This window comes from Streptomyces sp. NPDC003691 (genome assembly GCF_053981115.1).
In genome coordinates, this window is the sequence record NZ_JBSFNQ010000026.1 from 62,792 (window position 1) to 88,699 (window position 25,908).

General features: G+C 72.4%; 22 protein-coding genes, 1 tRNA gene and 2 pseudogenes. 14 read left to right on the forward strand and 11 right to left on the reverse strand.

Annotated features, from left to right (window positions below):
* Positions 1-188: 188 nt before the first annotated feature.
* Positions 189-1,154, reverse strand: a pseudogene (locus tag ACWDR0_RS15355) (bifunctional MaoC family dehydratase N-terminal/OB-fold nucleic acid binding domain-containing protein); the annotation flags it as partial.
* Positions 1,155-1,425: 271 nt separating this feature from the next.
* Positions 1,426-1,734 carry a hypothetical protein gene (locus ACWDR0_RS15360; protein WP_456352159.1) on the reverse strand — a complete coding sequence of 103 codons (309 nt, stop codon included), beginning with the start codon at positions 1,732-1,734 and terminating at the stop codon, positions 1,426-1,428.
* A 349-nt stretch (positions 1,735-2,083) separates the two neighbouring features.
* On the opposite strand from ACWDR0_RS15360, the gene ACWDR0_RS15365 reads away from it, so the two are divergent.
* On the forward strand, positions 2,084-3,055 hold the full coding sequence (locus ACWDR0_RS15365; RefSeq protein ID WP_456352160.1) for a bifunctional DNA primase/polymerase: 972 nt from the start codon (positions 2,084-2,086) through the stop codon (positions 3,053-3,055).
* Between the two features lie 198 nt (positions 3,056-3,253).
* Here the strand turns inward: ACWDR0_RS15365 and ACWDR0_RS15370 are convergent, their stop codons facing one another.
* A complete protein-coding gene (locus ACWDR0_RS15370; RefSeq protein ID WP_456352161.1) occupies positions 3,254-3,499 on the reverse strand; it encodes a hypothetical protein in 246 nt (81 codons plus the stop codon).
* 383 nt (positions 3,500-3,882) lie between these two features.
* On the opposite strand from ACWDR0_RS15370, the gene ACWDR0_RS15375 reads away from it, so the two are divergent.
* Positions 3,883-4,722, forward strand: coding sequence for an endonuclease/exonuclease/phosphatase family protein (locus ACWDR0_RS15375; protein ID WP_456352162.1), 840 nt, complete (start codon positions 3,883-3,885; stop codon positions 4,720-4,722).
* 66 nt (positions 4,723-4,788) lie between these two features.
* On the opposite strand, the gene ACWDR0_RS15380 is transcribed toward ACWDR0_RS15375, so the two are convergent.
* Entirely contained in the window at positions 4,789-5,172 is a 384-nt protein-coding gene (locus ACWDR0_RS15380) for a winged helix-turn-helix transcriptional regulator (RefSeq protein WP_456352163.1), read from the reverse strand.
* A gap of 99 nt (positions 5,173-5,271) precedes the next feature.
* On the opposite strand from ACWDR0_RS15380, the gene ACWDR0_RS15385 reads away from it, so the two are divergent.
* The gene (locus ACWDR0_RS15385) at positions 5,272-5,673 is read left to right on the forward strand and encodes a RidA family protein (RefSeq protein ID WP_456352164.1); all 402 of its coding nucleotides are present in this window, start codon (positions 5,272-5,274) and stop codon (positions 5,671-5,673) included.
* Between the two features lie 26 nt (positions 5,674-5,699).
* Here ACWDR0_RS15385 and ACWDR0_RS15390 read toward each other — a convergent pair whose 3' ends face one another.
* Both ACWDR0_RS15390 and ACWDR0_RS15395 read right to left on the reverse strand, forming a co-directional pair.
* Positions 5,700-6,290 (reverse strand): HAAS signaling domain-containing protein, encoded by a 591-nt coding sequence (locus tag ACWDR0_RS15390; RefSeq protein WP_456352165.1) that lies wholly within the window; start codon positions 6,288-6,290, stop codon positions 5,700-5,702.
* Positions 6,287-6,661, reverse strand: a complete 375-nt coding sequence (locus ACWDR0_RS15395) for a PadR family transcriptional regulator (protein WP_456352166.1) — start codon at positions 6,659-6,661, stop codon at positions 6,287-6,289. Before ACWDR0_RS15395 ends, ACWDR0_RS15390 begins: the two co-directional genes overlap by 4 nt.
* Before the next feature lie 86 nt (positions 6,662-6,747).
* Between ACWDR0_RS15395 and ACWDR0_RS15400 the strand changes: the two genes are divergently transcribed.
* Positions 6,748-7,053, forward strand: coding sequence for a hypothetical protein (locus ACWDR0_RS15400; RefSeq protein ID WP_456352167.1), 306 nt, complete (start codon positions 6,748-6,750; stop codon positions 7,051-7,053).
* Positions 7,054-7,170: 117 nt separating this feature from the next.
* On the opposite strand, the gene ACWDR0_RS15405 is transcribed toward ACWDR0_RS15400, so the two are convergent.
* Both ACWDR0_RS15405 and ACWDR0_RS15410 read right to left on the reverse strand, forming a co-directional pair.
* Positions 7,171-7,255, reverse strand: a tRNA-Ser gene (locus ACWDR0_RS15405).
* Positions 7,256-7,342: 87 nt separating this feature from the next.
* Positions 7,343-8,950, reverse strand: coding sequence for a S1C family serine protease (locus ACWDR0_RS15410; protein ID WP_456352168.1), 1,608 nt, complete (start codon positions 8,948-8,950; stop codon positions 7,343-7,345).
* A 272-nt stretch (positions 8,951-9,222) separates the two neighbouring features.
* On the opposite strand from ACWDR0_RS15410, the gene ACWDR0_RS15415 reads away from it, so the two are divergent.
* The 3 genes and pseudogenes from ACWDR0_RS15415 to ACWDR0_RS15425 all read left to right on the forward strand — a co-directional run bounded on the left by ACWDR0_RS15415 (position 9,223) and on the right by ACWDR0_RS15425 (position 12,551).
* Positions 9,223-10,110: a glycerophosphodiester phosphodiesterase gene (locus ACWDR0_RS15415; protein WP_456352169.1), complete on the forward strand. Its 888-nt coding sequence runs from the start codon at positions 9,223-9,225 to the stop codon at positions 10,108-10,110.
* Positions 10,111-10,275: 165 nt separating this feature from the next.
* A pseudogene (locus ACWDR0_RS15420) lies at positions 10,276-10,935 on the forward strand (ATP-binding protein); the annotation flags it as partial.
* 629 nt (positions 10,936-11,564) lie between these two features.
* The gene (locus ACWDR0_RS15425) at positions 11,565-12,551 is read left to right on the forward strand and encodes a DUF5926 family protein (RefSeq protein WP_456352170.1); all 987 of its coding nucleotides are present in this window, start codon (positions 11,565-11,567) and stop codon (positions 12,549-12,551) included.
* Between the two features lie 1,613 nt (positions 12,552-14,164).
* Here the strand turns inward: ACWDR0_RS15425 and ACWDR0_RS15430 are convergent.
* Positions 14,165-14,845 (reverse strand): bifunctional DNA primase/polymerase, encoded by a 681-nt coding sequence (locus ACWDR0_RS15430; protein WP_456352171.1) that lies wholly within the window; start codon positions 14,843-14,845, stop codon positions 14,165-14,167.
* An 895-nt stretch (positions 14,846-15,740) separates the two neighbouring features.
* A complete protein-coding gene (locus ACWDR0_RS15435; RefSeq protein ID WP_456352172.1) occupies positions 15,741-15,938 on the reverse strand; it encodes a hypothetical protein in 198 nt (65 codons plus the stop codon).
* Here ACWDR0_RS15435 and ACWDR0_RS15440 point away from each other — a divergent pair.
* Both ACWDR0_RS15440 and ACWDR0_RS15445 read left to right on the forward strand, forming a co-directional pair.
* On the forward strand, positions 15,937-17,673 hold the full coding sequence (locus ACWDR0_RS15440) for a PP2C family protein-serine/threonine phosphatase (RefSeq protein WP_456352173.1): 1,737 nt from the start codon (positions 15,937-15,939) through the stop codon (positions 17,671-17,673). The two genes, ACWDR0_RS15435 and ACWDR0_RS15440, sit on opposite strands and share 2 nt — an antisense overlap.
* 305 nt (positions 17,674-17,978) lie before the next feature.
* Positions 17,979-19,436 carry an aminopeptidase P family protein gene (locus tag ACWDR0_RS15445; RefSeq protein ID WP_456352174.1) on the forward strand — a complete coding sequence of 486 codons (1,458 nt, stop codon included), beginning with the start codon at positions 17,979-17,981 and terminating at the stop codon, positions 19,434-19,436.
* Positions 19,437-19,639: 203 nt separating this feature from the next.
* Here the strand turns inward: ACWDR0_RS15445 and ACWDR0_RS15450 are convergent, their stop codons facing one another.
* Positions 19,640-20,299 carry an ATP-binding protein gene (locus tag ACWDR0_RS15450; protein ID WP_456352183.1) on the reverse strand — a complete coding sequence of 220 codons (660 nt, stop codon included), beginning with the start codon at positions 20,297-20,299 and terminating at the stop codon, positions 19,640-19,642.
* A 468-nt stretch (positions 20,300-20,767) separates the two neighbouring features.
* Between ACWDR0_RS15450 and ACWDR0_RS15455 the strand changes: the two genes are divergently transcribed.
* From ACWDR0_RS15455 to ACWDR0_RS15475, 5 genes are all read left to right on the forward strand, one after another.
* Positions 20,768-21,586, forward strand: a complete 819-nt coding sequence (locus ACWDR0_RS15455; RefSeq protein ID WP_456352175.1) for a hypothetical protein — start codon at positions 20,768-20,770, stop codon at positions 21,584-21,586.
* 96 nt (positions 21,587-21,682) lie between these two features.
* Entirely contained in the window at positions 21,683-22,522 is an 840-nt protein-coding gene (locus ACWDR0_RS15460; RefSeq protein ID WP_456352176.1) for a YcnI family copper-binding membrane protein, read from the forward strand.
* Positions 22,523-22,566: 44 nt separating this feature from the next.
* A complete protein-coding gene (locus ACWDR0_RS15465) occupies positions 22,567-23,232 on the forward strand; it encodes an SCO family protein (RefSeq protein ID WP_456352177.1) in 666 nt (221 codons plus the stop codon).
* Positions 23,233-23,270: 38 nt separating this feature from the next.
* A complete protein-coding gene (locus ACWDR0_RS15470) occupies positions 23,271-23,828 on the forward strand; it encodes a copper chaperone PCu(A)C (RefSeq protein ID WP_456352184.1) in 558 nt (185 codons plus the stop codon).
* A 22-nt stretch (positions 23,829-23,850) separates the two neighbouring features.
* Positions 23,851-25,908: copper resistance CopC/CopD family protein (locus ACWDR0_RS15475; protein ID WP_456352178.1), on the forward strand; the 2,058-nt coding region annotated here is incomplete at its 3' end.

Sequence of the window (25,908 nt, forward strand, 5' to 3'; positions counted from 1 at the left end):
GTGACATACCTGCCGACCAGCCCGTTCGTCGTGAGGATGTTCATGAAGACATCGGGGGACCCCTTTCCGCGGGCGGCCTCCGCGTCGTGGTGCACGTCCTGGTAGTCCCGGGAGGCGAGCGCGCCCGCGACGATCAGCGTGCGGGTGACCGGAATCTCCAGCGGGGCCAGTTCGCCCGGCGGCCGGACCCGGAAGACCGGAAGCACCAGGTCCGTCTCGAAGCACGGGAACTCCAGCTCGACCGGCATCCCGATCCGTACCTCACCGGCCGGTACGCCGGTCACCCCCGCGACGATTCTGACGCCCTCCGCCAGCTCGATCAGGCCCACCGCATAGGGCGGGTCGAAGGCCGGAAAGGGCGGGTGGTGCATCACCACATACGAGTAGACGGAGCCGGTGCCCCCCGCCTCGACGGTGTCCCAGCCGTCCGAACCGCATTCGCCGCACCCGGGGAGCCAGGGGAAGCGGAGCCGTCCGCAGGCCGTGCACCGCTGGATGAGCAGCCGCCGCCGGGCGACACCTGCCCAGAAGCCCGCGTTGTCCCGGTTGACCACGGGCCGGGGCCGCCGAACGGCAGAAGCGGAAGCGGAGGCGGCGGCATCGGCAGCAGCGGCGGCGTCGGCGTCGGCAGCAGCAGCAGCGGCCGGAGCGGCGACAACGGGAGCAGGGGCGTACTTCAGGATCCGGAAGCGATGGGTACCGGCGGGCTCGCCGTCCGCCCGGACATCCATCCGTGTGGTGAGGAAGTGCCCCGTCCCGAGGGCGGTCCGCTTCCGCTCCGAGATGGATTCGATCACCGTGTCGAAGGTGATCCGGTCGCCGGGCCGCAGCGGACGCAGATACTCCTGCTCGCAGTCGGTGGCGACGACCGAGGTGTACCCCTCGCCCTCCAGCAGCCGGAGCAGCTCCTCCCAGGCCGGGGAACGGCCGCCGGAGCCGTGGCCGGACAGCCCGCCCAGCGTCCATGCCTGGAGCATCGCGGGCGGGGCGACCGCGTCCGGCCCGCGGTACGCCGCATGCGCATCCCCCATGGCCTCGCACCAGTGTCCGATCATCGGCGCGTTGACCGGGTCCTTGCCGGTGCCGCCGGAGACGGCCGCCCGTCCCTCGTACGCCTTCAGCCGCTCGTACAGCTCCTCCGGCTCCGCGGACATCCCCTCCCCCTCCCCCTCGCCTCGCCGCCACTGCTCACGGCCGGGCTCCCGGAACGCACCCGGCGGACGGCGGGCCGGGACCCCGCAACGGACGACGGAACCAGTTTCTGACTGTCCGTCAGAAACTGGTCCCTGTCAAGGCGGTGGCCCGGGGCGGCAATACGGCCGGCAATACGCGAACCGCCTGTGCGGCGGCGCCGTCGGCACCACCGCACAGGCGGTCATCACCCCTTGCTCCCCTTGCTCATCCCCCCGTCGGGCCGGCCGGGCGTCACCACCACAGGTGGGTGAAGTTCACATTCACGTTGTCCTGGTCGATCGCGGTGAAGGCCGAGCCGTTGACGCTGGCGTTATTGCTCTGATTCGACGCTCCGGCCCCGCTGGCGACCTGCTGACTGGTGGTCGAGTTGCCCGAGTTGCTGCCGCCGACGCCACTGCCGACGATCGAAGCCACCGTCGCGTTCGATCCGTTGTCCCCGAACGCGCCGTTGTCGGCCGAGGCGACACCCGTGAACAGGGCGGCCGTCAGGGGCAGGGCGGCGACAGCGGCGAGAACGCGGGCCGTACGGATGCTTGCCATGTCTTCTCCTCCGAAAAACACTCACATCAAGGCTTGCCTCCGGGCGATTGGCCGACCGCTCCGGAGTAATGACGACGTCGCGATCCCAGAGTTGCCCACCGAATCCCCGGCGAACCACCCAAGCCGGAGCGATTCCCCCTGAAGCGTGAGGACAAGCAGATAAACCCCTTTCGCGCCCCCGAGCGCCGGGGCGCCGCCGGGCCCGGGCCGGTCCCGCGCCGGTCCCGCGCCGGTCTCGTAGAGCGGATTCCGTACGCCCCAAGGGAGGAATCGATACGGCGCACCCCGTGGCACATCCCACCGGGCACCCCCTCTACCGATCATCGAACATAAGTACGAAACTAAGCCCATGGCCATGCCCGACAGACAGACCTCCGCCCTGGCCCTCGCCCATGCCCTGTCCGCGGCCGAGCGCGGGTTCCCCGTTATCCCGCTCGCGCCGTCGAAGCTCCCCGCCCTGCCCTCGCCCCACCGGAACGACAGCCGGAACAACAGCCGGACCGGCAGCCTGGACAACGGCCTGAACGACGGCCGGGCCGCCGGTTCCGACGGGGCGGCCCGCTGCCGGGGCGCCTGCGGCCTGCCCGGACACGGTGTCCACGACGCGACCACCGACCCCGCGGCCGTCCGCGCCCTCTTCGCCGCCGCCCCCTGGGCGACGGGCTACGGCATCGCCTGCGGCCGCGGGCCGCACCGGCTGATCGGGGTGGACCTCGATGTCAGCACCCCCACGACCCCGGACGACGACGGCCCGTTCCCGACCACGCCCGCCTCCTTCTCGGCGCTCCAGGACCTGGCGCTGCGGCACCTCTTCACCATCCCGGAGACGGTCACCGTCATCACACCCAGCGGTGGCCGCCACCTCTGGCTGACCGGCCCGCCCGATGTCACCGTCCCGAACTCCGCGAGCCGGCTCGCCCCGGGAATCGACATCCGGGGGTACGGGGGATATCTCGTCGGCCCCGGTTCGGTGACCGCCCAGGGGACGTACCGCCTGGCCGCCGGTACGGCAGGGAACACTCCCGCGCCCTGCCCGCGCGCCCTTCTGCTGCTGATCGCGCCGCCCGCGCGCCCCCACCACCCCGCCACCGCCCGCGCACGCCCCTCCCAGGGGCAGGGTCTGGTCCACTTCGTCCTGGCCGCCCACGAGGGCCAGCGGAACACCCGGCTGTTCTGGGCCGCCTGCCGCGCCTACGAGAACGGCATCGGCGACACCCTGGCCGACGCCCTCACCCGGGCCGCCGTCCGCGCCGGGCTGCCCGAGCGGGAGGCCAGGGCCACGATCGACTCGGCCCGGCGGCTGACCTCGGACCGCCGCTGACTCCGGACCACCGCCTCGGACGGCACCGGCGCGGGCCGCATCGGCACGGGTGCGGGTGCGGCCGCGGAAAAGGGGTGCCCCGCACAGGACACCCCTTCACCTTCACTTACTTGCGGCGCAAGCCCGACGCCGGACCCGGCACCGGCACGGCCGCCCGGGGCCGCCGCCCCCTCTTACCGCCGCTACTTCTTCCTGCCGCTACTTCTTCTTGCCGAAGAGCCCGCCCTCGAACTTGGCCCAGTCGTACATCTGGTGCACGGCCTGACCGAAGATCGGGATGCTGATGTGCTCGAAGACGTCCTCCAGCAGGTCGATGTCACCGGTGTTGTAGATCAGCGGGCCGTTGATGTTGATCAGTCCGCCGCTCACTGCGGGGGCGGCCGCCTTCTGCTGCTGGGCGTGCGCCGTACCGCTCGACAGGGTCAGGGCGACACCGGCCGCCACAGTCGCAACAAAAGCCGCACAACGAACACGACGCTTCATGAGCACTCCGATCCAGAGGGTCTTGGTTCCACTGAATTCAGCCCAGGCCCAACTCGCCTGAGAACAAGGGGAGTTGGGAAGGTTACGCCTGTGGGGGGCTGAGATGGACGTCAGCCTGCCACCAGGTCAAGGGCAAGTAAAGTGCCTGGAAGGGTTGATGTGATCATGACCGGATTTGCATCCTGTCCGGATCTCGCCCCCTCATCCGCACACAGAACAGGCAACTCCACCCGCGACCGGCAAGATCGGTACACCCTGGTGTCGTTCACAGCGTCGTCCCATAACCTCGTCCGGAGAAACGCCGGACGAACGACGGCGTACCGGTCCGGTTCGGGGAGGCACCAGTGCTCGGAAAGGCCACGCGGTTGCTCGCGGTCGCCGCGACGGCGGGCTGTCTGGCGCTCGTCATCGGCCCGAGCGAGCCGGACCGCGCCCCCGTCGCGCGGCCGCTGCCCGCCGACGCCGTCACCGACGTCGTACCCAACCGGGTCATGACCTGGAACATCTGCAACCCCTGCAAGGAGAGCAACGTCGACCGGGCGGCGGACATCGCCACCTACGCGCCGCAGGTCATCGGGCTGCAGGAGGCGTGCGTACGGGACGTCGAGCAGATCCGGAAGTATCTGGCGAGCCTCTACGGGCTCGTCTACCACGTCGAGTACGGGTCGGTCCTCCAGAACCGCGGCCGCTGCGGCGGGACTCCGTGGAGCCCGGGCGGCTACGGCCAGGCGCTCCTCTCGGCGGCCCCCATGACCGACCGGGTGAGCGTGGAGTACCCCGACGGCGGCTCCGAGGACCGCGGCTATATGGCGGTCACCACAAAGGTCGGCGGCCAGACCGTGCGGGTCTTCAACACCCACCTCGCACACCGCCGCCAGGGGGAGATCAGGGCCGGCCAGACCGGTGTCCTCGCCAAGGAGATCGTCCGGCACGAGCGCGCGATCGTCCTCGGCGACTTCAACGCCCGCCCGGACGCCCCCGAACTGACCGGCATCTGGGCCCTGGCCGGGGAGACGGACCCGCTGTGCGGCCCGCCGCCCGAGGGCGCCTGCCGGCCGACCACCGACTGGGAGAGCAAGTTCGACTACATCTTCCTGCGGGGAGTCGCCCCGCAGGAGTCGGGAGTGCATCCCACCCCGTACTCGGACCACCATCTGGTGCGCAGCGACGTACGCACGGCCTGACCGTCGTCCGCCCCGGCCCGCGGCGGACAAGGTTCACACCAGCCCCTGCCCTCGGCTCTCAACTCCTCAACCCTCGAATCGCCGGCGCGCCTCTTCGATCCGGCCGAGGTGCTCCTGGGTCCAGCCGCAGATGGCGTCGACCGTCGTCCGCAGGGCCCGCCCCGGCCCGGTGAGGGTGTACTCCACCCGCGGCGGCACGGTCGGGTAGACCGTCCGCTCGACCAGCCCGTTGCGCTCCAGCATCCGGAGGTTCTGGGTGAGCATCTTGTGACTGATGCCCTCCACCTCGTTCCGCAGCTCACCGAAGCGCAGCGTGCGCTCCCCGAGGGCCTCGATGATCAGCAGCGCCCATTTGTTGGCGACGTCCGAGAAGATCTCCCGGGCCAGCGAATCGGCCCGCCTCAGGTCCGCGTCCTCGGGCAGGCCATGGAGCAGATGCTTGGTCACCATCAGGTTCCTCAGTCACTAAAAAGTGCGTTCTTCCAGTTCAGCCGCCACTCTCCTACGGTTTCCCAGTAACCACAAGAGAGCACGAGAGGGCGGCACACCATGACCGACGGCCATGTCTTCCACCACCGCATCCAGCCCGAGCGCGACTTCGGCTATGCCCAGGCGATCAGGTCCGGGGAGGTGGTCCATGTCTCCGGTCAGTTCTCCCACGACGAGACGGGCGCCTTCGTCCACCCGGACGACTTTCCCGCCCAGCTCGCCCGCACCCAGGCCAATATGGACAAGGTCCTCGCCCACTACGGCGCCACCCGGAACCAGATCGTCTCGCAGACCGTGTATCTGGTGGACCTGCGGGAGAACGGAGCCGCGGCGTCCGAGGGGAACCGGGCGTACTTCGGCGACCACCACCCGGTCAGTACGGTCGTCGGCATCACCGCGCTGGCCTTCCCCGGGCAGGCCGTCGAGATCGCTTTCATCGTCGACAGGACGCTCCCGGCCTGAGCCCGTCAACCCGGCACCCCCGGCGCTCAGACCCGGCGGACCCGCCAGAGCCAGGCGGCCACTCCCGCCAGCAGGGCGACCACCACCAGATTGGCGAGCAGCGCCGGGACACCGGCCGCCGGGCCGCCGCCGGACAGGTTGGCCGTCGCGAAGACCGCGCTCGGCAGCACGGCGGTGAGCAGTACGCCGGTGGTCTTCTGTACGGCGGTCCAGTGCACCGAGGTGCAGAGGAGCACCGCGCCGATAAAGCGGAACAGCACGCCGAACAGCGGTCCGGGAAGTTCAGGGAAGAGCATGATGTAGGGCACGGAGAGGGTGACCATCAGCAGCGGCACCACAGGGTGCACCCGCCCCTTCCGCCCCTTCTGTCCCTTCCGGACGGGCTCCCCGCCGCCGTCGACCCCCGCCTCGGAGAGCGCCGTCGCCGCGATCGTACGGGGGTCCCCCAGCTCGGCCAGGATCTCCCGGACCGCGACACCGGGGCGTTCGGCCCGCGTCACCTCGATATGTTCACCGAGGTCGGCGAGGAGTTCCCGGCGCCGGTCGGCGGGGAGCGACGAAGCCTCGCGCTCGACGGCGGAGAGATAGTCGCGTACGGGGTCGGCGGCGGTCTTCATACGGGGTCTCCGGTCAGGGTGTGGGGGGTGCTCAGAAAGGTGTCGACGGCATCACGGAACCCGGGCCAGACCCGGGTGAACTCGTCGAGCGCGGTCCGGCCGCTGTCGGTGAGCGCGTAGTAGCGACGGGGCGGCCCGGAGGCGGACTCCTGCCAGGTGGTGGTCACCAGATCGTCCCGGCGCAGCCGGGAGAGCAGCGGATACACGGTCCCCTGACTCGTGGCCAGAGCCCCGGACTCCTCCAGCGCCCGCAGCAGCTCCACCCCGTACCGGGGCCGGTCCCGCATCAGGGCGAGTACGCAGTACTCCAGTACCCCCTTGCGCAACTGGGCCGCGGCCCGAGCCTGCTTGGTCGAATCACCTGGTTCCATGCGATGCAAGATACCTGGCGGCCCAAGTGGTCCATGAAGGGGCCCTGCGCGGGCGCCGGCGGCCGGCATGGGGCAACATCCAGGGCATGAACGCCGTCACCCCGGAGCGCGAGAACGAGATCACCCTGTACGCGGTACAGGCCCTGCTGGGGTTGATCTCCCGGGATGTGGTGGCCGTGGCTGTGCGCGCCGAGGAAGCGAGGGTGGCGCTCACCTTCTGGACACGCAAGCACACACGCGAACTCGACGACGATGTCAACCAAGCGGTCTTTGAGCTGGATGCGCTCTTCTCCGAAGGACACCCGGTGATCGAGCCCACCATTCATATAGGCAAGCCGGACACGTCGGCGCTGTCGTCGTACGGCCGCATGATCTATTGGGCCAAGTCGTAGGCGTGCCCCTGGCATGCCCTGTCCAGCGGAATGACGCGGGGAACACCAGACAACCAAGGGCACCGAAAAAGAAACGGCCCCCAACCTGAAGACCAGGTCAGGGGCCGTTTCAGCGTGCGGTGGGTGTGGGATTTGAACCCACGGTGACTCGCGCCACGACGGTTTTCAAGACCGTTCCCTTAGGCCGCTCGGGCAACCCACCCACTGCCCGCGCCGGATCCGGCGCGAAGCGGCCTACAGAGTACCGGCACGGTGGTGGGTGTCGCAGCAGGCTTCCGGTGGGGTGGGGTCAACTGCTGTCGCCCGTGCGGGAGCCGAGGACCAGGGTGGCCTTGGCCTCCTTGCCGTCGCGTTCGTAGGTGAGAGTGACCCGGTCGCCGGGCTTGTGGTTCCAGATTTCGCTGATCAGGGTGGGGCCGCTGTCGACCGGCTTGCCGTTGAAGGCGGTGATGACGTCGCCGGGCTTGAGGCCGGCCTTGGCCGCCGGGCCGGTCGGGGGGACGGCCTCGGTGTTGTTGTTGCCCTTGTCCGGGATGCGGGCGCCGCCGGTGTTCTCGTTGAGGTCGACGGTGGCTCCGATGACCGGGTAGACCGGCTTGCCCGTCTTGATCAGCTGCTCGGCGACGTTCTTCGCCTGGTTGATCGGGATGGCGAAGCCGAGGCCGATGGAACCCGCCTGCCCGAGGGCGCTGCCGGTGGACTGGATGGCGGAGTTGATGCCGATCACAGCGCCGCGGGAGTCGAGGAGGGGACCGCCCGAGTTGCCCGGGTTGATGGAGGCGTCGGTCTGGAGGGCGCTCATGTAGGAATTCTTCGTACCGCCTCCTCCACCCGAGGCGACCGGGCGGTTCTTGGCGCTGATGATGCCGGTCGTGACCGTGTTGGAGAGGCCGAAGGGGGCGCCGATCGCGATGGTCGAGTCGCCGACGGCGACCTTCGAGGAGTCGCCGAGGGACAGCGGGGTCAGCCCGGCGGGCGCGTTCTTCAGTTTGAGCACCGCGACGTCGTAGCCCTGCGCCCGGCCGACGACCTCGGCGTCGAACTTCTTGCCGTCGGAGAACGTCACCGCGACGGTGCCGCCCTCGGCCGCCGAGGCCACCACATGGTTGTTGGTCAGGATGTGGCCCTGCTTGTCGTAGACGAAGCCGGTGCCCGTACCGCCGTCGGAGCCGCTGCCCGGGAGCTCGTCGGCACCGCCGCCGCGGCCCGACTTCGCCTCGATGGTCACCACACTCGGCAGCGCCTCGGCGGCGACCGCCGCGACCGTGCCCGGCTCGCGCTTGAGGTCCTTGGGGATCTCCGTGGAGGTGATCGTCGTCGAGGAGCTGTCCTCGTCCCGGTCGGAGGCCGCCCAGTAGCCCGCGGCACCGCCGACGCCGCCCGCGACGAGCGCGGCCACCAGGACCGCGCTCACCAGGGAGCCGACGCGCTTGCGCCGCCGGGGTGCGGCGTCAGCGGGCGGGACGGGAGCGCCCCAGGCCGGGCCGGAGCCGCCGCCGTACGCAGGAAGGGCGGGCGGCGGGGTCGCCCAGTCCGCGCCGGGCTGCGGCGCGGCGGGCGCGGGCGGCGGAGTCTGGTGGGCGGCCGTCGGAGCGGGTGTCCCGTAGCCCGTCTGCGGAACGGCCGGGGGAGCGTCGGACGGCGGCGGATCCTGGTGACCGGCCGCCGCGGCGTGCGGGGGCTGCCCGGGCGCGGCCGGAGGAGCCGCCGCGGGCGGGGGCGGCTGCGCGCCCGGGGCATGGGCGGGCGGTACCGGCGCGGAGGTCTCGGGGAGGGGCGCCGGGGCCGCGGCGGGCGCCGGGGGCGGCCCGTCGGGAGCAACCGGCGGCACGGGGGGTACGGGCGGGGTCGCCGGCTGCCGCTCCGGGCCCTCGGTGCCCTCGTACTCGGTGCTCACAGCTTTTCTCCTCCGGTCCACAGGTGCTCGTCCAGGTCGGGAAGTCCGCTCTGCAACTGTCTCGGATCAGCATTTCCCACGGGCCGTCAGACCGCGGTAAGCAGGACCTGTGCCTGTCCCGCCCCTCCTTTATAAGCGACAAAACGGTCAGGCGGGTCGAGGCGGCGGAGAGCCGGTCCGGCGCGGGCGCCGCCCGAACCCGAGCCCGGCGCACGACGGCCTTCCCACGCCCCCGCGCACATCGCGGTCCGCCGCGGTGACACCATGACGCGGTGACCCCAGCACGGCAGCAGAACATTCAGGTCGTGGCCCACCGCGGCGCCTCCGAGGACGCCCCCGAGCACACCCTGGCCGCCTATATGAAGGCCATCGAGGACGGCGCCGACGCGCTCGAATGCGATGTCCGGCTCACCGCCGACGGCCATCTCGTCTGTGTGCACGACCGGCGCGTGAACCGGACCTCCAACGGACGGGGCGCCGTCTCCGCGCTGGAGCTGGCCGATCTCGCCGCCCTCGACTTCGGCACCTGGAAGGGGCGCGAGGACTCCGCCGAGAGCCCCGACTGGGGCGATCCGTCCCTCACCTCCGTCCTCACCCTGGAACGGCTGCTCGAACTCGCCGCCGACTCGGGCCGCCGTATCGAGCTGGCCATCGAGACCAAGCACCCGACGCGCTGGGCGGGCCAGGTGGAGGAGCGTCTCCTCCAGCTCCTCGGCAGGTTCGGGCTCGCCACCCCGGCGTCGGCCGGGGATTCGCCCGTACGGATCATGAGCTTCTCGGCCCGCTCGCTGCACCGGGTCGCGGCGGCCGCGCCGACCCTCCCCACGGTCTATCTGATGCAGTTCGCCGGTCCGCGGCTCCGGGACGGGCGGCTGCCTGCCGGAGTACGGATCGCGGGACCGTCCATCCGGATGATCCGCAACCATCCGGAGCACGTCGCCCGCCTGCACCGGGCGGGCCACCGGGTCCATGTCTGGACCGTCGACGACCCGGCGGACGTGGAGCTGTGCGCCCGGCTCGGGGTGGAGGCGATCATCACCAACCGGCCGCGGCAGGTACTCACCCAGCTCGGCCGCGCCACCGGCAGCGGCGACGGCGACGGCCGCGATGGCGGCGGTGGCGGTGGCCGCAGCGGCGGCGACGGCGGCGGCGCGGGCTGACACGGCCGCCCCGCCCGGCCCGGCAGTCACGGTCCGCCGGCCGGGCCCCGTGGCCGGGCGGGTGTAATACGGGACACATCCGGGCCTCCACAACTCCGCCGTACGGGCGCCCGCCTTCCACTCTTTCCTCCCGGTAACACCCGGAACGCCCCACCAAAGTTGCACATGACACTCACTACGGGGAGTGCACCGGCGCACTCGTACCGTGCCTCCCCGCCGGGAGTGCCCCATCGGGCGGTCCGGGCCCGGTTTCCGGTCCAGTCCATTGGGGCATTCACACGGTGGCGTGGGGCAAAGGAGGTCTCGGGGGTGGCGTTGGTGGTGGCACAGCACGTGCCCACGTCGTCGAGCATGGCCGTACCCCATGGCCCTGCGGGCGTGGGCGAGGCAAGGCACCGGATGCGTGAGCAGCTGCGCATGAGCAAAGTGCCCGAATCGGTCGTCGACGACGCGATGCTCGTTCTTTCCGAACTGCTCAGCAACGCCTGCCGGCACGGCAGGCCGCTGGGTCATGCGGACCGGGGGGACGGAAACATCCGGGCCGCCTGGCGCGTGGACCGGGCCGGCCGGCTCACGGTCGAGGTGACGGACGGCGGGGGGCCCACCCGGCCCGTGCCGTCGACGCCCTCGGTCACCGCACGCGGCGGCCGCGGGCTCCAGATCATCACGGCCCTGGCCCAGGAGTGGGGCGTCCGCGACCATCCCGCGGGCGAGGTGACCGTCTGGGCACTCATTACGGACGGGGCCCGTCACGACTCGTACGCTACGCGCGTCACCAGTGGTGTTCCGGGCCTCGGCTTCGGTTTCGCGGAGACGTACGACGACGCGTTCGAGGACCCGTACGAGGGCGCCTACGACGGCTCCCGCGACGGGGTCGCCTACGAGGGGCTCACCTACGACGGGTTCACCGGCGGCAGATCCGACGGACTGCCCGACGGGATGCCCCGCGGGCTGCCGGGCGGGCTGCCGGGCGGCGATCCGCGCGACGGCTTCTGAGCCCGCCCGGCCGGAACGGCAGGGGCGCGACAGGGGTGCGGTTGGGGCGGTCGTACGGCGTACGCCTGCGCCGCGCCGTTCGCGGCGCAGGACAGGCGGACCGCACCGGGCGGCCACAGCCGCCCGGTGCGGTGGTACGCCGGAGCCCGTACCGCGCCTTCGCGACGACCGCCCGGTGCGGCGTGGAGCCCGTACCGCGCCGGGATGCCGTCGGGGCGTCGCCGGGATACCGAGGCGCGTCGTACGGCACCGGCCCGCCGGGATGCGGGGATGCCGGGGTGCCGGAGAGCCCGAACCGGCGGCGGGCCGTGCGGCCGGGCCCGCGGGTGCCGTGGCCGCCGGGGAGCACGGGGCGACTAGGCTCGTGCCGGCACCGACAACCGACCAACCCCAGTCATCCCGCGCCACGTGCCGCACATCGCACCACGCGCCGCTGTATCCACGGGAGAAGCCGCACCATGGCCAAGAAGCGCCCTCAGACCACGTCCGCGAAGCAGCAGCCGAAGGGCCGGACCGGCGGCGCCGACGAGCCCGTGCCCGTGGTCGGCGCCCGCGAGCCCTGCCCCTGCGGATCGGGCCGCCGCTACAAGGCGTGCCACGGCCGCGCGGCCGCACACGCCGTCACCGAGCTGGTGCAGCGCCCGTTCGAGGGGCTGGCCGGCGAGGGCGACTGGGTCGCCCTCCGCGAACTGGTCCCCGCCGCGACGGTGTCGCTGACGCTCAAGGACGGCCTGCCCGACGGCGTACCGTCCGTGACGCTGGCGACCGTCCTGCCGATGGCCTGGCCCGCGCTCCGCCGCGACGACGGCTCGGTCCTCCTCGGCCTGCAGAACGACACCTCGTCCGGCGACCTCAGCCGCGACCTCGCGGACACTCTGAGCCGGGCCCTGCGGGCCGAGCCGGGTACGCCGGTCGCCGCCGAGCGCGCCGCCACCGACCAGGGGCCCCGGCTCCAGGACCTGCTCGACCCGGCCGCCCCCTTCGAGCCCGTGGTGCACACCGGGTTCGAGTTCTGGGTGCCCGAGGCCGAGGCGGCCACCGCGGACGTCAGCGCGTCCCTGGAGCGGGCGAACGCCGCCGCGATCCCGACGGTCAAGCTCTCCGGCGTCGACTCCGCCTACTGGTGCGAGACCCCGGAGAAGAACCACCTGCGGTGGGTCATGACCCACCCGGAGGAGAAGCTGCTGGACGCGCTGGCCAGGCTGCACGCCGCCGGGGCCTCCTCGCTCGGCGACGGCACCCGGCTCGTCGGCTCGTTCCGGGCCCACGGCCTGGTCGTCCCGGTCTGGGACCTGCCCTCCGGTATGGGTGCCGAGGAGTGCGAGAAGCCCGCGGCCGCGTTCGCCGAGCGGCTCGCCGAGGCCCTCGCCTCGGACGCCCCGCTCACCGGCGAGGAGCGCCGGGCGCGCGGCGGGCTCACCAATCGCCAGATCACGCTGAGCTGAACACGCCAATTATTACGGCCGAAGCACAACTGGCCGGAAGACGACGCCGAGTTGATTCCCGGGCCCTGTCCGGCCCGGGACCCATGGTCGGCGCAGGTCGGCGGTCCGGCATTAGCGGGTGACGCCAGTCACAACTCCTGTCGAACTCGGCCGTTTCTCTGTCCGAATAACCGAGATCGAATTTGCGAACCGCAGATCTCTTGTTACCGTTCTTAGAGCCCGGTCGCTGGTGCATCCCCCGTCGCCAGCGACCGGGCCTTCGTCGTTTCCGGACGGCGGACACCGTCCGGCCGGAAGTCGGACCGGAAGTTCCGCTTCCTCCCGGCCCGGGCCGCTCCCTCAACGCTCCGCAGGTTCACCGGAGTTGCTGCCGGAGCGCAGCAGCAGCGGACCGGCCCCCGGTCCCCCCGCCGGGAAGCCCCCGGCCTCCCGAACAGCCCCGCCGCTCGTCTGCGGCTCCCTCTCCGCCGCCGCGAACTCGGCCACCGCGGAATAGCCCCGGAGCCCGCGGGAAGCGACCTTGGGCGTCTCGCAGACGCCCGGCTCATCACCCGCTTCAACCACGCAGTTCATCTGAAGCGTTCGGCGTCCGGGACCCATCAGAGTCAGTACCGAAGTCAATTCCGTGCCCGTGGCATTCCGGTAGTAGGTACGCCCCCATGTGGCACGGCCATCGGTCAGTACACATGTCTGGGCCTCGACCCCGTCCGGAGAGGCGAGTTCCGGTCCGCAGCGCGTCCGGGTGGCGCCCGGGACCCCCGCGCCGGGTACCGCCCCGGACGGCGTTCCGGCCCCCTTACCGGCCGCCGCCATGGCCCCGGGTGCCGTGGGATTCCCATGGCTGGGGTGATTTCCGGCCGAACTCCAGGAGGGGTCACCGGGGCCGGTCCCGGCGCCCGGGGCGCCGCCCGGCACCCCGTCGTCGGACCCGGCGGCCGCGGCCGGGGGGACGGCGCCCGGCGGCCGGGCGTCCAGGACCCGTACGAGCCGGGGTCCGTCCGGCATCCGGCCTTCACCGGCCGCCGCGGCCAGAGGCACCAGGGCGGTGGCGACCACGACCGAGACGATCCCTGCCATGCGGAGATTCACGGGCACCTGCCGGCTGCGAGGAGACAGCGGAACGGGGGAACGGGGGTGGGTCGAAGGGGAGAGCGGAAGTGCGGGCGGCCATGGGTACGGCGACGGGCCGCCGGCCCCGGGGATGCCGGAGGCACCCGCGCGACGGTACGAGCGACAGGTGCGGGGCGACGATATCCGTGCCGTACGCAAGGGAGGCGGACCGCCCACCCGATTCCCGTACAACTCGGGCCCACTCCTACCCGTTCGGGTGACTTCCGGAGGTGCCGGAACCCCGGAGCGCGGCCCCGGCCGGGCAGGGCAGGGCAAGGCAAGGCAGGGCAGGGGAATCGGCGGAACGAGCGCGGACCGGCAGGCCCGCGGGCAGAGCGGGTCCGGAACTCCGCGGCAGGCCCAGGAGAAACGAACGGTCCGGACCGCCGCGGCAGGCCCGGGAGAAGGGGAAGGCTCCGGAGACGCGGAAGGGCCGGGCCCGCTCCCGGGTCCGGCCCTTTCCGTACCACCGGCCGGATGCACCGGCAGGGTACGGAGGGGGTTCAGTACGCCAGCCTGCTGCCGCCGTCCGGCGCGCTGGTGCTGGCTTCCACCAGGGCGTCCACCACCGTCTCCACATCCGGCAGCCAGGGCGCGGCGCCCGTGCGGGGCGCCCGCTCCCAGCGGACCTGCCCGGCACCCGTCTCCGACGGGGGCAGCACCAGATAGCCGCCCTCGCCGTGGAACCGCAGGGAGCTGGGCACCCGGTCCTTCACATACAGCAGCTCACCGAGCCGCTCCAGGCTGTACGGCGCGACCAGCAGCGACCACCGGGTCGGTGTCGCCACCACGGGGCCCAGTCGCACCCCCATCCGGTCGAGCTCGGCCAGCGCGACCGCTCCCGCGAGGGCCGGCAGGCTGATCGCGCAGGGCGCCTTCCCGCCGGTGGCCAGGATCACCGGGGCGGTGGGCCGGTTCGTCCACCACCAGCGCAGCATCCGCTCGTCGCCGGTCGCCGCCAGGATTCCGGGGTCGAAGGGGTGCGCACCGGGTACGGCGCACTCCGGGTCGGGGCAGGCGCAGAGCCGGTCGCGCCCCCCGCCGGCCGCGGCCGGCCCCACCCCGGGGATGACGGGCCACCGCCACGCGGCGCAGCTGAGCGCCGCTTCGAGCTGTGCAGGCTGTACCGGGCCCCTCTTGCGCCACAACCGGAGCCTGCGTCGCCTTCCGAGGATCTCGCGCATGTGCGCTCGTTCCTTTCCGTTGAACGCCGAGGACCACATCACACCATGTGTGCAGGTTTTTACTGTGCATACGAATGCGCGCTGTGTGTACGTACTGCGTGCGTATACGCGCCTTGTCCGCGGTCTGTTCCGCGGCGGTAGTACATATCTACGGGTCGGCTGGTCGGCGCCGGTCCCGCCCTGCTGTGCCGATGGCCTCGACCGCCACCGGCAGGGGCGTCCCCCGGCTGGCCTGCGGCAGGTTCGCCGCCCGGGGACCGAACGTGGACGTGCTTCATCAAACGCGTGATGAGGGACGTGTGCCTGACGCTTGTGTGTCCCGTTATAGCCGGACGGCGCCGCGCGCGCGGGCCGATCGGCCTTTTCCCCTCCGCCCGGCGGTCGGTCCGGGCAGCCTGTCCGGGGATCCGTCTCCGGTTCCGTCACGGCCCACGGACTGTAGGACGCCTTGGCCCGTCGCCGGGTTCCGGGGCGATCCAACTGACCCCGGACGTCACCTTTTACGTACTTTACGTACCCGCCACGTTCGGTGCGACGCATCCGTACGGCCGCCCACGACAGGTCACTCCAGGATCGTCCGCCCCGGAGGGATCCGCCGAAGGATCACCGTCGAACATGTTCAGTCGACCGCAATTGGCGGCTGGATGCGGCATTTTTCAGCCAAGTTCATCAGTCTGTGACGAATACGCTTCACTCTGGAACAGTCCGTCAAGAGCATCCCAAAGCAATCCCAAGCTCCCGTAGACACCATCAATCCCACCGGGGCAATGCTGGACATCCGCTGACATGTGCGTGTAGATGTGGACCCATTGCTGGCGGCGCAAAATGACCTGGGGGTTTGCGATGCTTTGGCACAAAACACACCCATCGGAAAGACCGCTCCCATGAGCGCGCCTCACCTTCCGAAAGTGGCCGGAATCGATTCTTCGATTCCCCACTCGGCGCAGACTGCCGCGGTTTCACCCACGGCTGCCGAGACTTCAACAGCGTTCGGGTCCGAGCCGTCCCACCCCTCCGGGTCGTCCGGCACGCCCTCCAGCCCACCGGCCGAACCATGCCGTTCGCCCGATATGCCGGATGAACCATCGGTCATGGAACCCTCGAACGTCCCCGGTACGCCGGGGACTTCGTGTTCCGCCGGGGGCGCTTCGGTGGCCGAGGGGGCGTGTGCGGACACGGATACGCCGGGTCCACCGGGTCTGCCGGGTGCGCTCGGCCGACAGGGCAAGGGGGGAGTACGCCCGGAGGACCGGGTCGCCGACCTCACCGCGCTGCACGGGCTGACCGCCCGGCTGACCGCCGTCGGGGCGATCGACGCGGCCCTCGACGAGGTGCTGCGGGCCGGTGCCGGGATCGTCGGCGCGCGCCGCGGGCTGATCGTCCTCGAACCCCCGGCCGGGGCGGGCGCGCTCACCTCGCCCCTCTCCGTCACCCGGGGCTATGGGCTCAGCCATGCGGAGCTGGGCCATATCGAGACCGTCCCCCGCCCCCTGACGGCGTACGGCCGCATGCTCGAAGGCACGACGGAACCCACAGACCCGGCTCAACCTCATCAACCGCCTCAACCGGCTGATCCGGCTGACCCGGCGGCCGCGGTGGTCACCGGAAGCCAACCGGCCGGCCCACCCGCCGACTCACCGGCCCCACCGGCCCCGCAGCACTCGCGCGCCCCGCAGGCAGGGGCGTCACCGGAGACGCCGGAGCGTTCCGGGGAGCCGGACGGTACGGAACGCGCCGGGCGTACGGAGGCGGCCGGCCGTGCGCCGGAGCCCCGGACCTCCCCCGGCGGTGCGCCGGAGCCCGGCCCCCGGCCCCCCGCCGTCGCCCACCCCGACATCCTCAACGACGACTCCCTCGACCCGCTGCGCCGCGAGGTCGCCGTGCGGCTGGGCTGCGCCGCCGCGTACACCCAGCCGCTGGTGTCGGGGAGCGCGGGCGTCCTCGGCGCGGCCGTCTGGCTGTACGACGAGCCCGCCGCGCCCGCGGCACGCGACCGGCGGCTGGTGGACGACTACGCGCGGTACGCCGCCGAGCACCTGGCCCGGCTGGCCGAGCTGGCGGAGGCCCGGCGGGCGGTCGCCGCCGTCACCGAGGAACTCCTCCCCGGCAAACTGCCGCGCGTCCCCGGCGTACGGCTCGCCGCCCGCCGGCTCAACGGCCCGCACGGTCCCTGCGGCGACTGGTACGACGCCATCCCGCTCCCCGAGGAGGCCTTGGGGCTGGCCGTGGGATCCGTCGGCGGTACGGGCCCGGAGGCGCTCGCCGCGGCCGGGCGGCTGCGTGCCTCCCTGCGGGCGTACGCGGTGATGGAAGGCGAGGATCCGGTCGCGGTCCTGTCGGATCTGGAACTGCTGCTGCGGCTGACGGAACCGGCCGGGACGGCGACGGCACTCTTCGCCTACGCCGAGCCGGGCGCCGGAAAGATGGTGCTGGCCGGGGCCGGACACACCCCGCCCCTGCTGATCGGCGAGCGGCGTACGGAGTTCGTGGAGACATCGCTGTCGGCTCCCCTGGGCATGCTCGCGTGCTGGGAGGCACCGAGCGTGGAGCTGAGCCCCCAGCCGGGAGAAACGGTGCTCCTCTATACGGACGGGCTGCTGCGGCGCACCGGCCGGCCGATGGACCAGGCGTTCGCCGGGCTGCACGCGGCGGCGGCGAGCGTGCCGCGGGCGGCCCGGGAGGATCCCGGCGCGGTCACCGATCACGTACTGCGCACCCTGCTGCCTCGGACCGCGGATCCCCGGGGGCGGTACGCGGGGGCGGAGCCGTCCGCGGGGTACGGCCCGGATGCGGAGGGTGCCGTTCTGCTCGCCGTCCGCTTCGACTGACGCCCCGGGCCCTCCGCGACGCCCCGGGCCCGGAGCCGGGCCGGGCGGCAGACACCGGGCGGCAGGCGGGCGGGCGGCGCCCAGGCGGCAGGGCGGCGGGCGGCAGGCCGGGCCCGGGTGGACGGCAGGCAGGCGCCGGGCCCGGGCATCGGGCATGAGCACCAGGCACCAGGCACCAGGCACGGAGACACCGGGCAGACAGCCAGTGGTACACCCGTTATGTCGGATTCGACACACCCTTCGAGGCCCTCTTCACGACCCACATACGATGGAGTCCGGTCCGATGACGTGTCGAGGAGGCAGACGTGGCCGAGGAGCTCACCCCGAGTGCCCCGGAAGAAGAAGAGCAGTCGGTAAAGCCGCGTAAGAACGGCCTCTACCCCGAGGTTTCCGAAGAACTTGCCGCGAACATGGCAAGCGGTTGGGCGGACACCGAGCAGCGCGACCTGAGCCCGGTCGAGCAGGCCCCGTACGCCGCCGAGCGCCGTGCGGCGCTGTCGGCGCGCTTCCCCGGCGAGCGTCTGGTGGTTCCCTCCGGGCAGCTGAAGACGCGGTCCAACGACACGGAGTACCCCTTCCGTGCCGCGACCGAGTACGTGTATCTGACCGCCGACCAGAGCGAGGACGGCGTCCTCGTCCTGGAGCCCGTCACCGGCGGCCACGAGGCGACCCTCTACCTGCTGCCGCGCTCCGACCGGGAGAACGGCGAGTTCTGGCTCTCCGGCCAGGGCGAACTGTGGATCGGCCGCCGTCATTCCCTGGAAGAGAAGTCGTCGCTGCTGGGCGTCCGCACGGGCGATGTCCGCGAGCTGGCCGCCGCGCTGCGCGAGGCCACCGGGCCGGTGCGGGTCGTCCGCGGCCATGACGCGGGGATCGAGTCGGCGCTGACCGACAAGGTCACCGGCGAGCGGGACGAGGAGCTGCGGATCTACCTCTCCGAGGCGCGCGCGGTGAAGGACCCGTTCGAGATCGGCGAGCTGACGAAGGCGTGCGAGTCGACCGCCCGCGGCTTCGAGGATGTCGTCAAGGTTCTCGACAAGGCCCGCGCCACCAGCGAGCGCTACATTGAAGGAACGTTCTTCCTGAGGGCTCGTGTCGAGGGCAACGACGTCGGCTACGGCTCGATCTGCGCCTCCGGCCCCCACGCCACCACCCTCCACTGGGTGCGCAACGACGGCCCGGTCCGCTCCGGCGATCTGCTGCTGCTGGACGCGGGGGTGGAGACCACCACCCTCTACACCGCCGACGTCACCCGTACGCTGCCGGTCAACGGCCGTTTCGACGAGCTTCAGCGGAAGATCTACGACGCGGTCTACGACGCCCAGGAGGCCGGGATCGCGGCGGTGAAGCCGGGCGCGAAGTACCGCGACTTCCACGACGCCGCGCAGCGCGTGCTGGCCGAGCGGCTGGTCGAGTGGGGCCTGCTGGAGGGCCCGGTCGAGCGGGTCCTGGAGCTGGGTCTGCAGCGCCGCTGGACTCTGCACGGCACCGGTCACATGCTCGGCCTCGACGTCCACGACTGCGCCGCCGCGCGCACCGAGGCGTATGTCGACGGCACCCTGGAGGCGGGCATGTGCCTGACGGTGGAGCCGGGGCTCTACTTCCAGGCGGACGATCTGACCGTGCCGGAGGAGTACCGGGGCATCGGCGTCCGGATCGAGGACGACATCCTCGTCACGGAGGACGGCAACCGGAACCTGTCGGGCATGCTGCCGCGACAGTCCGGCGAGGTCGAGGCCTGGATGGCGTCGCTGCAGGGCTGACGCGGAACCGGAGCGGATACGGCACACCGCCGTAACGCCGCTCCGTGCCGCACCCGAGGCGCACTGCCGTACCGCCGCCCGGCGGTACGGCAGGCACTCCGGTACGGCACGCACCGCGGCAGGGCCGCCGCCGCGAACCGACCGGTCGGCGAGTACGCCCGTGGTACGAGGGCGCGGCTGCGCGAGGTCCCGGGGGAGTTCCCTCAGGAGACCTTGAGCAGCGCGCCCTCCCGCCATTTCAGGATCTTGTCGAAGCTGACCACGGCGCCCCGGCCGGGGCGGTTGCTGAAGTGCACATGGTCGGCCAGCTCCTGGATGAGAAAGAGCCCGCGGCCGCTCTCGGCGGTGGCGGCCGCCCGGTCCACGGTTCGCTCGGCCGCCCGGCCCGGCGGGCGGGCGCCCGGAGCGCCGGGGGCGAGCGGCCTGCCCGGGCTTCGGCCCGGGGATCCGCCCGCGGGACCCGCCGCGGCGCCGCCCGGGCTCGTCCGGGGGCCGCCCGGGCCGGCAGGAGCCACCGGTGCCGCGGAAGCGTCCAGGGCACCCGGACCGTCAGGTACGGCCGCCGGGCCCGGAGCCCCGGTGGCGCCCGCGGATCCGGCGGCGCCCGTACTCTCCTGGACTCCGGATGGCGTGCCGGAGTGGGTACAGCCGCGCGCTCTCCGGGGTGGCCCGCCGGGAAAGCCGGGGCCCGAGTCGGCGACTTCGATACGGCACTTCTCGCCGTCCAGATACGCGGTGACGCGATAGGCGCCGGCGGAACCTCCGGGGCCCGCGCCGCCGTGTTCCACGGCGTTCGCACAGGCTTCGCTCAGCGCGACCGAGAGGTCGAAGGAGACGTCGGGATCGACGCCCGCGGTCTCCATCGTCCCGATCAGGAGCCGCCGGGCGAGCGGGATGCTCGCAGCTTCGCGCCGCAAGTGCAGAGACCACCAGATGCTCATGCTCCAGCCTCCTGGCTGCGGCTCGACATACCGATACGTATTGCCCCAATGCACGGTCCGTAAGCACAGAGTTGGTGTGATTGCGCTCATTCGGCGGAAGCGCGCCCATGGCGCAAAGGTGTATGCCGGACGGGTGAAGCCGTGACAAGGCCGGTCGGGAGTGTCGCAAGGGCTCGGAAGGGGCGGGAGCGACGCGGGCGGCATACGGGACGGCAGCGGCTTCCCCGGTCCGTCGCCGCGGCAGCGATTCACACCCTTCCTCCCTTTCGCCCGTCATGTACGGCGACAGGCCGTCACCGACGCGGCCCGTCTTGATCCGTATTGACCGGATCGCGCGCGGACGGCCCTGCCGTCCGATCGCCGGAACCGCAGTGGGATGATGACCCGGCCATGTCGTCGTCCCTGTCGCCCCGGCCCGGTGCACCCACCGGATCCGGACTCCGGCTGCTGCGGGCCGCGGTGTTCACCGCGGTCTGCGTTGTGCTGTCCGCGACCGGGCATGCGCTCGCCGCCTGCGAGAGCGTCCCGTGGTGGACGCTGGCGGCGGGTTTCGCCGGAATCTTCGCGCTCGTCCTCCCGTTCACCGGCCGGGTGCGCTCGCTGCCCGCGGTGGTCACCATGCTGGGGGCCGGACAGCTCGCGCTCCACGCCCTCTTCGGCCTGGGCCAGCGGCATCCCGTCCGGATCGCGCCCGACACCGACGACGCGGTGATCCGGATGGCCGCGAAGCTGCTCTGCGGCCCGGGCTCGGCGAGCATCGGCCCGGACGAGGCCCGCCGGGTGGTGACCCTGGCCGGTCTCACCCCGCCCGGCCCGGACGGCGGCTCCGGCCACGGGACCGTTCCGCAGCCGTCCATCGGCGCCGAACTGCTGCCCTCCCTCCCCATGCTGCTCGCCCATCTGCTGGTCGCCGTGGTGACCGGCTGGCTGCTGCGGCGCGGGGACCTGGCGCTGCTGAAGCTGACCCGGCTCTCCGCGGCCTCCGCGAACGAGACCCGGCGGCTGATGACGGAGGCCGGCGAGCTGAGGGCGCTGCGCGCCGCCCTCGCCTTCGTACGCACGCTCCACGCCGGTCTCGTACGGCTCCCGGCCCCCGGTGTCCGGCCCGCCCGGCCCGGGGACGACGCGGCACCCCCCACGGCCGAAGAGGTCCTTCAGCACACGGTGATCAGGCGCGGGCCGCCCGCCCGTCTCGCCCTCGCCGCCTGACACGGCCCACTCGACGGGAGTGCGGCCGTGGGTGCCCGTGCGCCCCGCGCACCGGCACGACCACCGTTCCTCCCTTCACCGTGGAGTGTTCCCAACATGAGCGTTTTCTCTGGTTCGTCAGCATCTGACCGTCTCATCGGTCATGCGCCGGTCTCCCCCGCCGCCCGGAAGCGCCGTACGGCCGTCCGTACGGTCGTGCTGGCGGCCGGGGCCGGAGCCGCCTCGCTGCTTCTCGCGGGCCCCGCCTTCGCCCATGTCAGCGTGCAGCCGCAGGGCGAGGCCGCCCGGGGCGGCTATGCCACCGTCGCCGTCAAGGTCCCGAACGAGCGGGACAACGCCTCGACCGTGAAGCTGGAGCTGACCCTTCCCACCGAGCACCCGCTGGCGTCCGTGCTGCCCCAGCCCGTGCCGGGCTGGAACGTCGAGGTCACCAAGGCGAAGCTGGCCAAGCCGCTCACCGTGCACGGCAAGCAGATCACCGAGGCCGTCTCCAAGGTCACCTGGACCGCCGCCGGATCGAAGATCGGCCCCGGCCAGTTCCAGCAGTTCCCCCTCTCCGTCGGACAACTGCCCGAGAACGCCGACCGGCTCGTCTTCAAGGCGATCCAGACCTACGACAACAAGGAAGTCGTGCGCTGGATCGAAACCCCGGAGGAGGGCCGGCCGGAGCCGGACTCCCCCGCGCCGGTGCTGAAGCTCTCGGCTGCCGCTGAAGGACACGGCGCCCCCGCCGCGGACAACGCCGCCAAGGGCCACCACGGCGGCACCGGCAGCGAATCCGCGAGCGGCTCCGGGAACACCGGCGAGGCGGACTCCACCGACACCCTCGCCCGCGTCCTCGGAGTGATCGGCATCCTGGTCGGTGCCGCGGGCGTCGCCTTCGGTGTCTTCGCCGGCCGCCGCGGCGGCAGCTCCGGCAACGGCGCCTCCTCATGATCCGTATTCCCCCGATCCGTTCCCTCCCCTCCAGGAAGTCCCCCATGCGACAGAAGACCGCGCTGGTCGCCGCCCTCGCCGCGGCCACGGCTCTGACCCTCTCCGCCTGCTCCGGCGGCGACTCCGCCAAGGACTCGGGCAGCAGCTCCGTGGCCGAGATCTCCGCGCCGAAGAACACCAAGGCCGGGACGGTGCTGGACCAGCCCTTCGCGAAGCCCGCGCTGGTGCTCACGGACACCAAGGGCAAGCCGTTCGACCTGCGTGAGCGGACCAAGGGCAAGCCGACCCTGCTCTTCTTCGGCTACACCAACTGCCCCGACGTCTGCCCGCTGACCATGAGCAACCTGGCCATGGCGAAGAAGCAGCTCCCCCAGGCCGACCAGGAGAAGCTCCAGGTCGTCTTCGTCACGACCGACCCCGAGCGCGACACCCCCGCCCAGCTCGCCAAGTGGCTCCCCAGCGCCGGGGACGCCTCCTTCACCGGGCTCAGCGGCGACTTCCCCGCCATCCAGGCGGCGGCCCGGTCCGTCGGTATCGGCATCGACCCGCCGAAGAAGGAGAAGGACGGCTCCGTCAGCTCGATGCACGGAGCCCAGGTGATGGCCTTCTCCCCGAAGACCGACCAGGGCTATGTCGTCTACGGCGAGGACACCACTCCCGAGGACTACGCCAAGGACCTGCCGAAGCTGGTACGCGGGGAGACGCCTTGAGCACCGGAAACGGACGGCGGAGCGGCGCGCGCCGCCCCCTGATAACCGCCGTCGCCGCCGGGGCCGTCGCGGCGGCCCTGACCCTGACCGGATGCTCCACGGACTCTTCGGCGTCCACGGGATCCGGCTCCTCCAACGGTAGGCCGGACGCACCCGAATTGACAGTGAGTGGCGAGTTCATGCCACAACCGGTGAGCGATATGGCCGCGGGGTTTCTGACCGTGCGCAACGGGGGAGGGAAGGCCGACACGCTGACCTCCGTCACCAGCCCCCTCTCCGACACGATCACCATCCACGAGTCGAAGGGGCAGCGGATGCGGAAGGTCGACTCCTTCCCGATCCCCGCCGACGGCAAGCTCGCCCTCGAACGCGGTGGCAACCACATCATGTTCGAGGGGCTGAAGGAGCGCCCGAAGAAGGGCGAGAAGGTCTCCGTCGAGCTGCGCTTCGAGAAGTCGGATCCGATCCGCGTCGAACTCCCCGTCATGGACACCGGGTACAACCCGGCGAAGAGCGCGCCGGAGGCCCCGGCGGGCGGCGGCCCGTCGGAACACACGCCCGAGAACACGTCCGAGCACACGTCCGAGCACCACTGAGCGAAGGACGAACGGAAACGCCATGACAACCACCACCGCTCCGCTCCGCCCACCGGTCCGCCGCCCCGGGACCGGCGACCCGGTCCGGGCCCTGCTCGCCGCCCTGGTGCTGGCGGGCGCGGTCCTCGGCATCCTGCTGACGGCCGCAGGCCCCGCCGCGGCCCATGCCGCCCTCACCGGGAGCGACCCCGCGGACGGGGCGGTGGTGGCCACGGCACCCCGCGAGGTGACGCTCACCTTCTCCGAGCATCTCGCCATGGACGACGACTCGATCCGGGTCCTCGAACCGAACGGCGCCCGCGCGGACACCCGGACCGTGCGCGACCTCTCCGCCGACGGCCGCGTGGCCTACGCCGTCGGACTGCGGACCGGGCTGCCGGACGGCACGTACACCGTCGCCTGGCAGGCCGTGTCCGCCGACAGCCACCCCATCTCCGGCGCCTTCACCTTCTCCGTCGGCGCACCCTCCACGACCACCGTCTCCCTGCCCGGCGGGGACCCGGGCGGCGGGCTGGTCGGCTTCCTGTACGACGTCGCGCGCTACACGGCCTACGGGGGCTTCGCCCTGATGGCCGGCGCCGCCGCGTTCGTCCTGCTGTGCTGGCCCCGGGGGGCGTCCGTCCGCTCCGTCCAGCGGCTCGTCGCCCGCTCCTGGGTCGCGCTGACCGCGGCCACCCTGGCGATGCTGCTGCTCCGCGTCCCGTACACCAGCTCCGGCGAGCTGGCGGACGCCTTCGACCTCGCCGGGCTCCAGGACGTCCTGGAGACGAAGACCGGCGCGGCACTCGTCTCGCGGCTGATGCTGCTCGGGGCGGCCGCGCTGTTCATCGCCGTGCTCTTCGGCCCGTACGCCCAGCGCGTCCGGGCCCCGGGCAGCGGCCGGGACGGCGACGGCGACGGCGACGGCGACGGCGCCCGAGGGGACGGCAACGACAACGGCGCCGGAACCGGCAGCGGTACCGCCGCCGAGCAGGGCGGGACGGACGGCAGACGGGCGGACCTGGCCTTCGGCCTCGGTGTCGGCGGGGCCGTGGTCAGCGCCGGGATCGCCGCCACCTGGGCGCTCTCCGAACATGCGTCGACCGGTATCCAGACCGGTCTGGCGATCCCCATGGACGTGCTGCACCTGCTGGCCGTGGCGGGCTGGCTGGGCGGGCTCGCCGCGCTGCTGACGGCACTCCACCGGGAGCCGTCGATCGAACCGGCGGCCGTACGGCGGTTCTCCACCGTCGCCTTCGTCTGTGTGGTCGCCCTCGCCGTGACCGGCCTCTACCAGTCCTGGCGGCAGGTCGGCTCATGGTCGGCGCTGACCGGGACGGCGTACGGGCAACTGCTGCTCGCCAAGGCCGCGCTGGTGGCCGTACTGGTGCTCGTCGCCCGGTTCTCCCGGCGGTGGACGGCCGGTCTGGCCGCGGGACCGGCCGTGCCCGGGCCCCAGGAGTCACCCGAGAACGCGCCGCGGGAGCCCGGGGAGACCCCGGCCGCCGGGAGCACCGGGAGCACCGGGGACACCGGGGACACCGGGGAGGAAACAAGCACCGAGGACGGCCCCGGAGCCGCGGGCGATCCCGCGCGGGCCGCGCAGCTGGCCCGCCAGCGTGCCGCCCTCGCCACCGCCGCCCGCAGGAAGGCCCGGGACGCCGACCCCGTACGGTCGGGGCTCCGTCGTACGGTCCTCGTCGAGGCCGCCGTCGCGGCGGTCGTCCTGGCGGTGACGACGGCACTGACGGCCACCGAGCCCGGCCGCACCGTGGAGACGGCCCGGACGGCCGGCGGTTCGTCCCCGGCACCGGCGGACTCCCGGCCCCAGGGCCCCGCCGAGGCCGAGATCCCCTTCGACACCGGCGGCCCGAACGGACAGGGGACCGTCCGGCTCACCCTCGCTCCGGCAAGCCCGGGCGGCAACGAACTGGTCCTGAAGCTCGTCGGGACGGGCGGCCGGCCGCTGGACGCACCCGAGGTGAGGGCCTCCTTCACCCTGGTCGACCAGCAGATCGGCCCGCTGCCGGTCACCCTGGAGAAGTCCGCGCCGGGGCAGTGGAGCGCCGGGCAGGTCCGGATCCCGATGCCCGGCGACTGG

Bases quoted from the DNA above. Each gene is read 5' to 3' on its own strand.
- ACWDR0_RS15360 (WP_456352159.1), bottom strand. From the start codon at position 1,734: ATGGCAAGCATCCGTACGGCCCGCGTTCTCGCCGCTGTCGCCGCCCTG.
- ACWDR0_RS15365 (WP_456352160.1), top strand. From the start codon at position 2,084: ATGGCCATGCCCGACAGACAGACCTCCGCCCTGGCCCTCGCCCATGCC.
- ACWDR0_RS15380 (WP_456352163.1), bottom strand. From the start codon at position 5,172: ATGGTGACCAAGCATCTGCTCCATGGCCTGCCCGAGGACGCGGACCTG.
- ACWDR0_RS15385 (WP_456352164.1), top strand. From the start codon at position 5,272: ATGACCGACGGCCATGTCTTCCACCACCGCATCCAGCCCGAGCGCGAC.
- ACWDR0_RS15390 (WP_456352165.1), bottom strand. From the start codon at position 6,290: ATGAAGACCGCCGCCGACCCCGTACGCGACTATCTCTCCGCCGTCGAG.
- ACWDR0_RS15395 (WP_456352166.1), bottom strand. From the start codon at position 6,661: ATGGAACCAGGTGATTCGACCAAGCAGGCTCGGGCCGCGGCCCAGTTG.
- ACWDR0_RS15400 (WP_456352167.1), top strand. From the start codon at position 6,748: ATGAACGCCGTCACCCCGGAGCGCGAGAACGAGATCACCCTGTACGCG.
- ACWDR0_RS15425 (WP_456352170.1), top strand. From the start codon at position 11,565: ATGGCCAAGAAGCGCCCTCAGACCACGTCCGCGAAGCAGCAGCCGAAG.
- ACWDR0_RS15430 (WP_456352171.1), bottom strand. From the start codon at position 14,845: ATGCGCGAGATCCTCGGAAGGCGACGCAGGCTCCGGTTGTGGCGCAAG.
- ACWDR0_RS15440 (WP_456352173.1), top strand. From the start codon at position 15,937: ATGGAACCCTCGAACGTCCCCGGTACGCCGGGGACTTCGTGTTCCGCC.
- ACWDR0_RS15435 (WP_456352172.1), bottom strand. From the start codon at position 15,938: ATGACCGATGGTTCATCCGGCATATCGGGCGAACGGCATGGTTCGGCC.
- ACWDR0_RS15450 (WP_456352183.1), bottom strand. From the start codon at position 20,299: ATGGAGACCGCGGGCGTCGATCCCGACGTCTCCTTCGACCTCTCGGTC.
- ACWDR0_RS15455 (WP_456352175.1), top strand. From the start codon at position 20,768: ATGTCGTCGTCCCTGTCGCCCCGGCCCGGTGCACCCACCGGATCCGGA.
- ACWDR0_RS15460 (WP_456352176.1), top strand. From the start codon at position 21,683: ATGAGCGTTTTCTCTGGTTCGTCAGCATCTGACCGTCTCATCGGTCAT.
- ACWDR0_RS15465 (WP_456352177.1), top strand. From the start codon at position 22,567: ATGCGACAGAAGACCGCGCTGGTCGCCGCCCTCGCCGCGGCCACGGCT.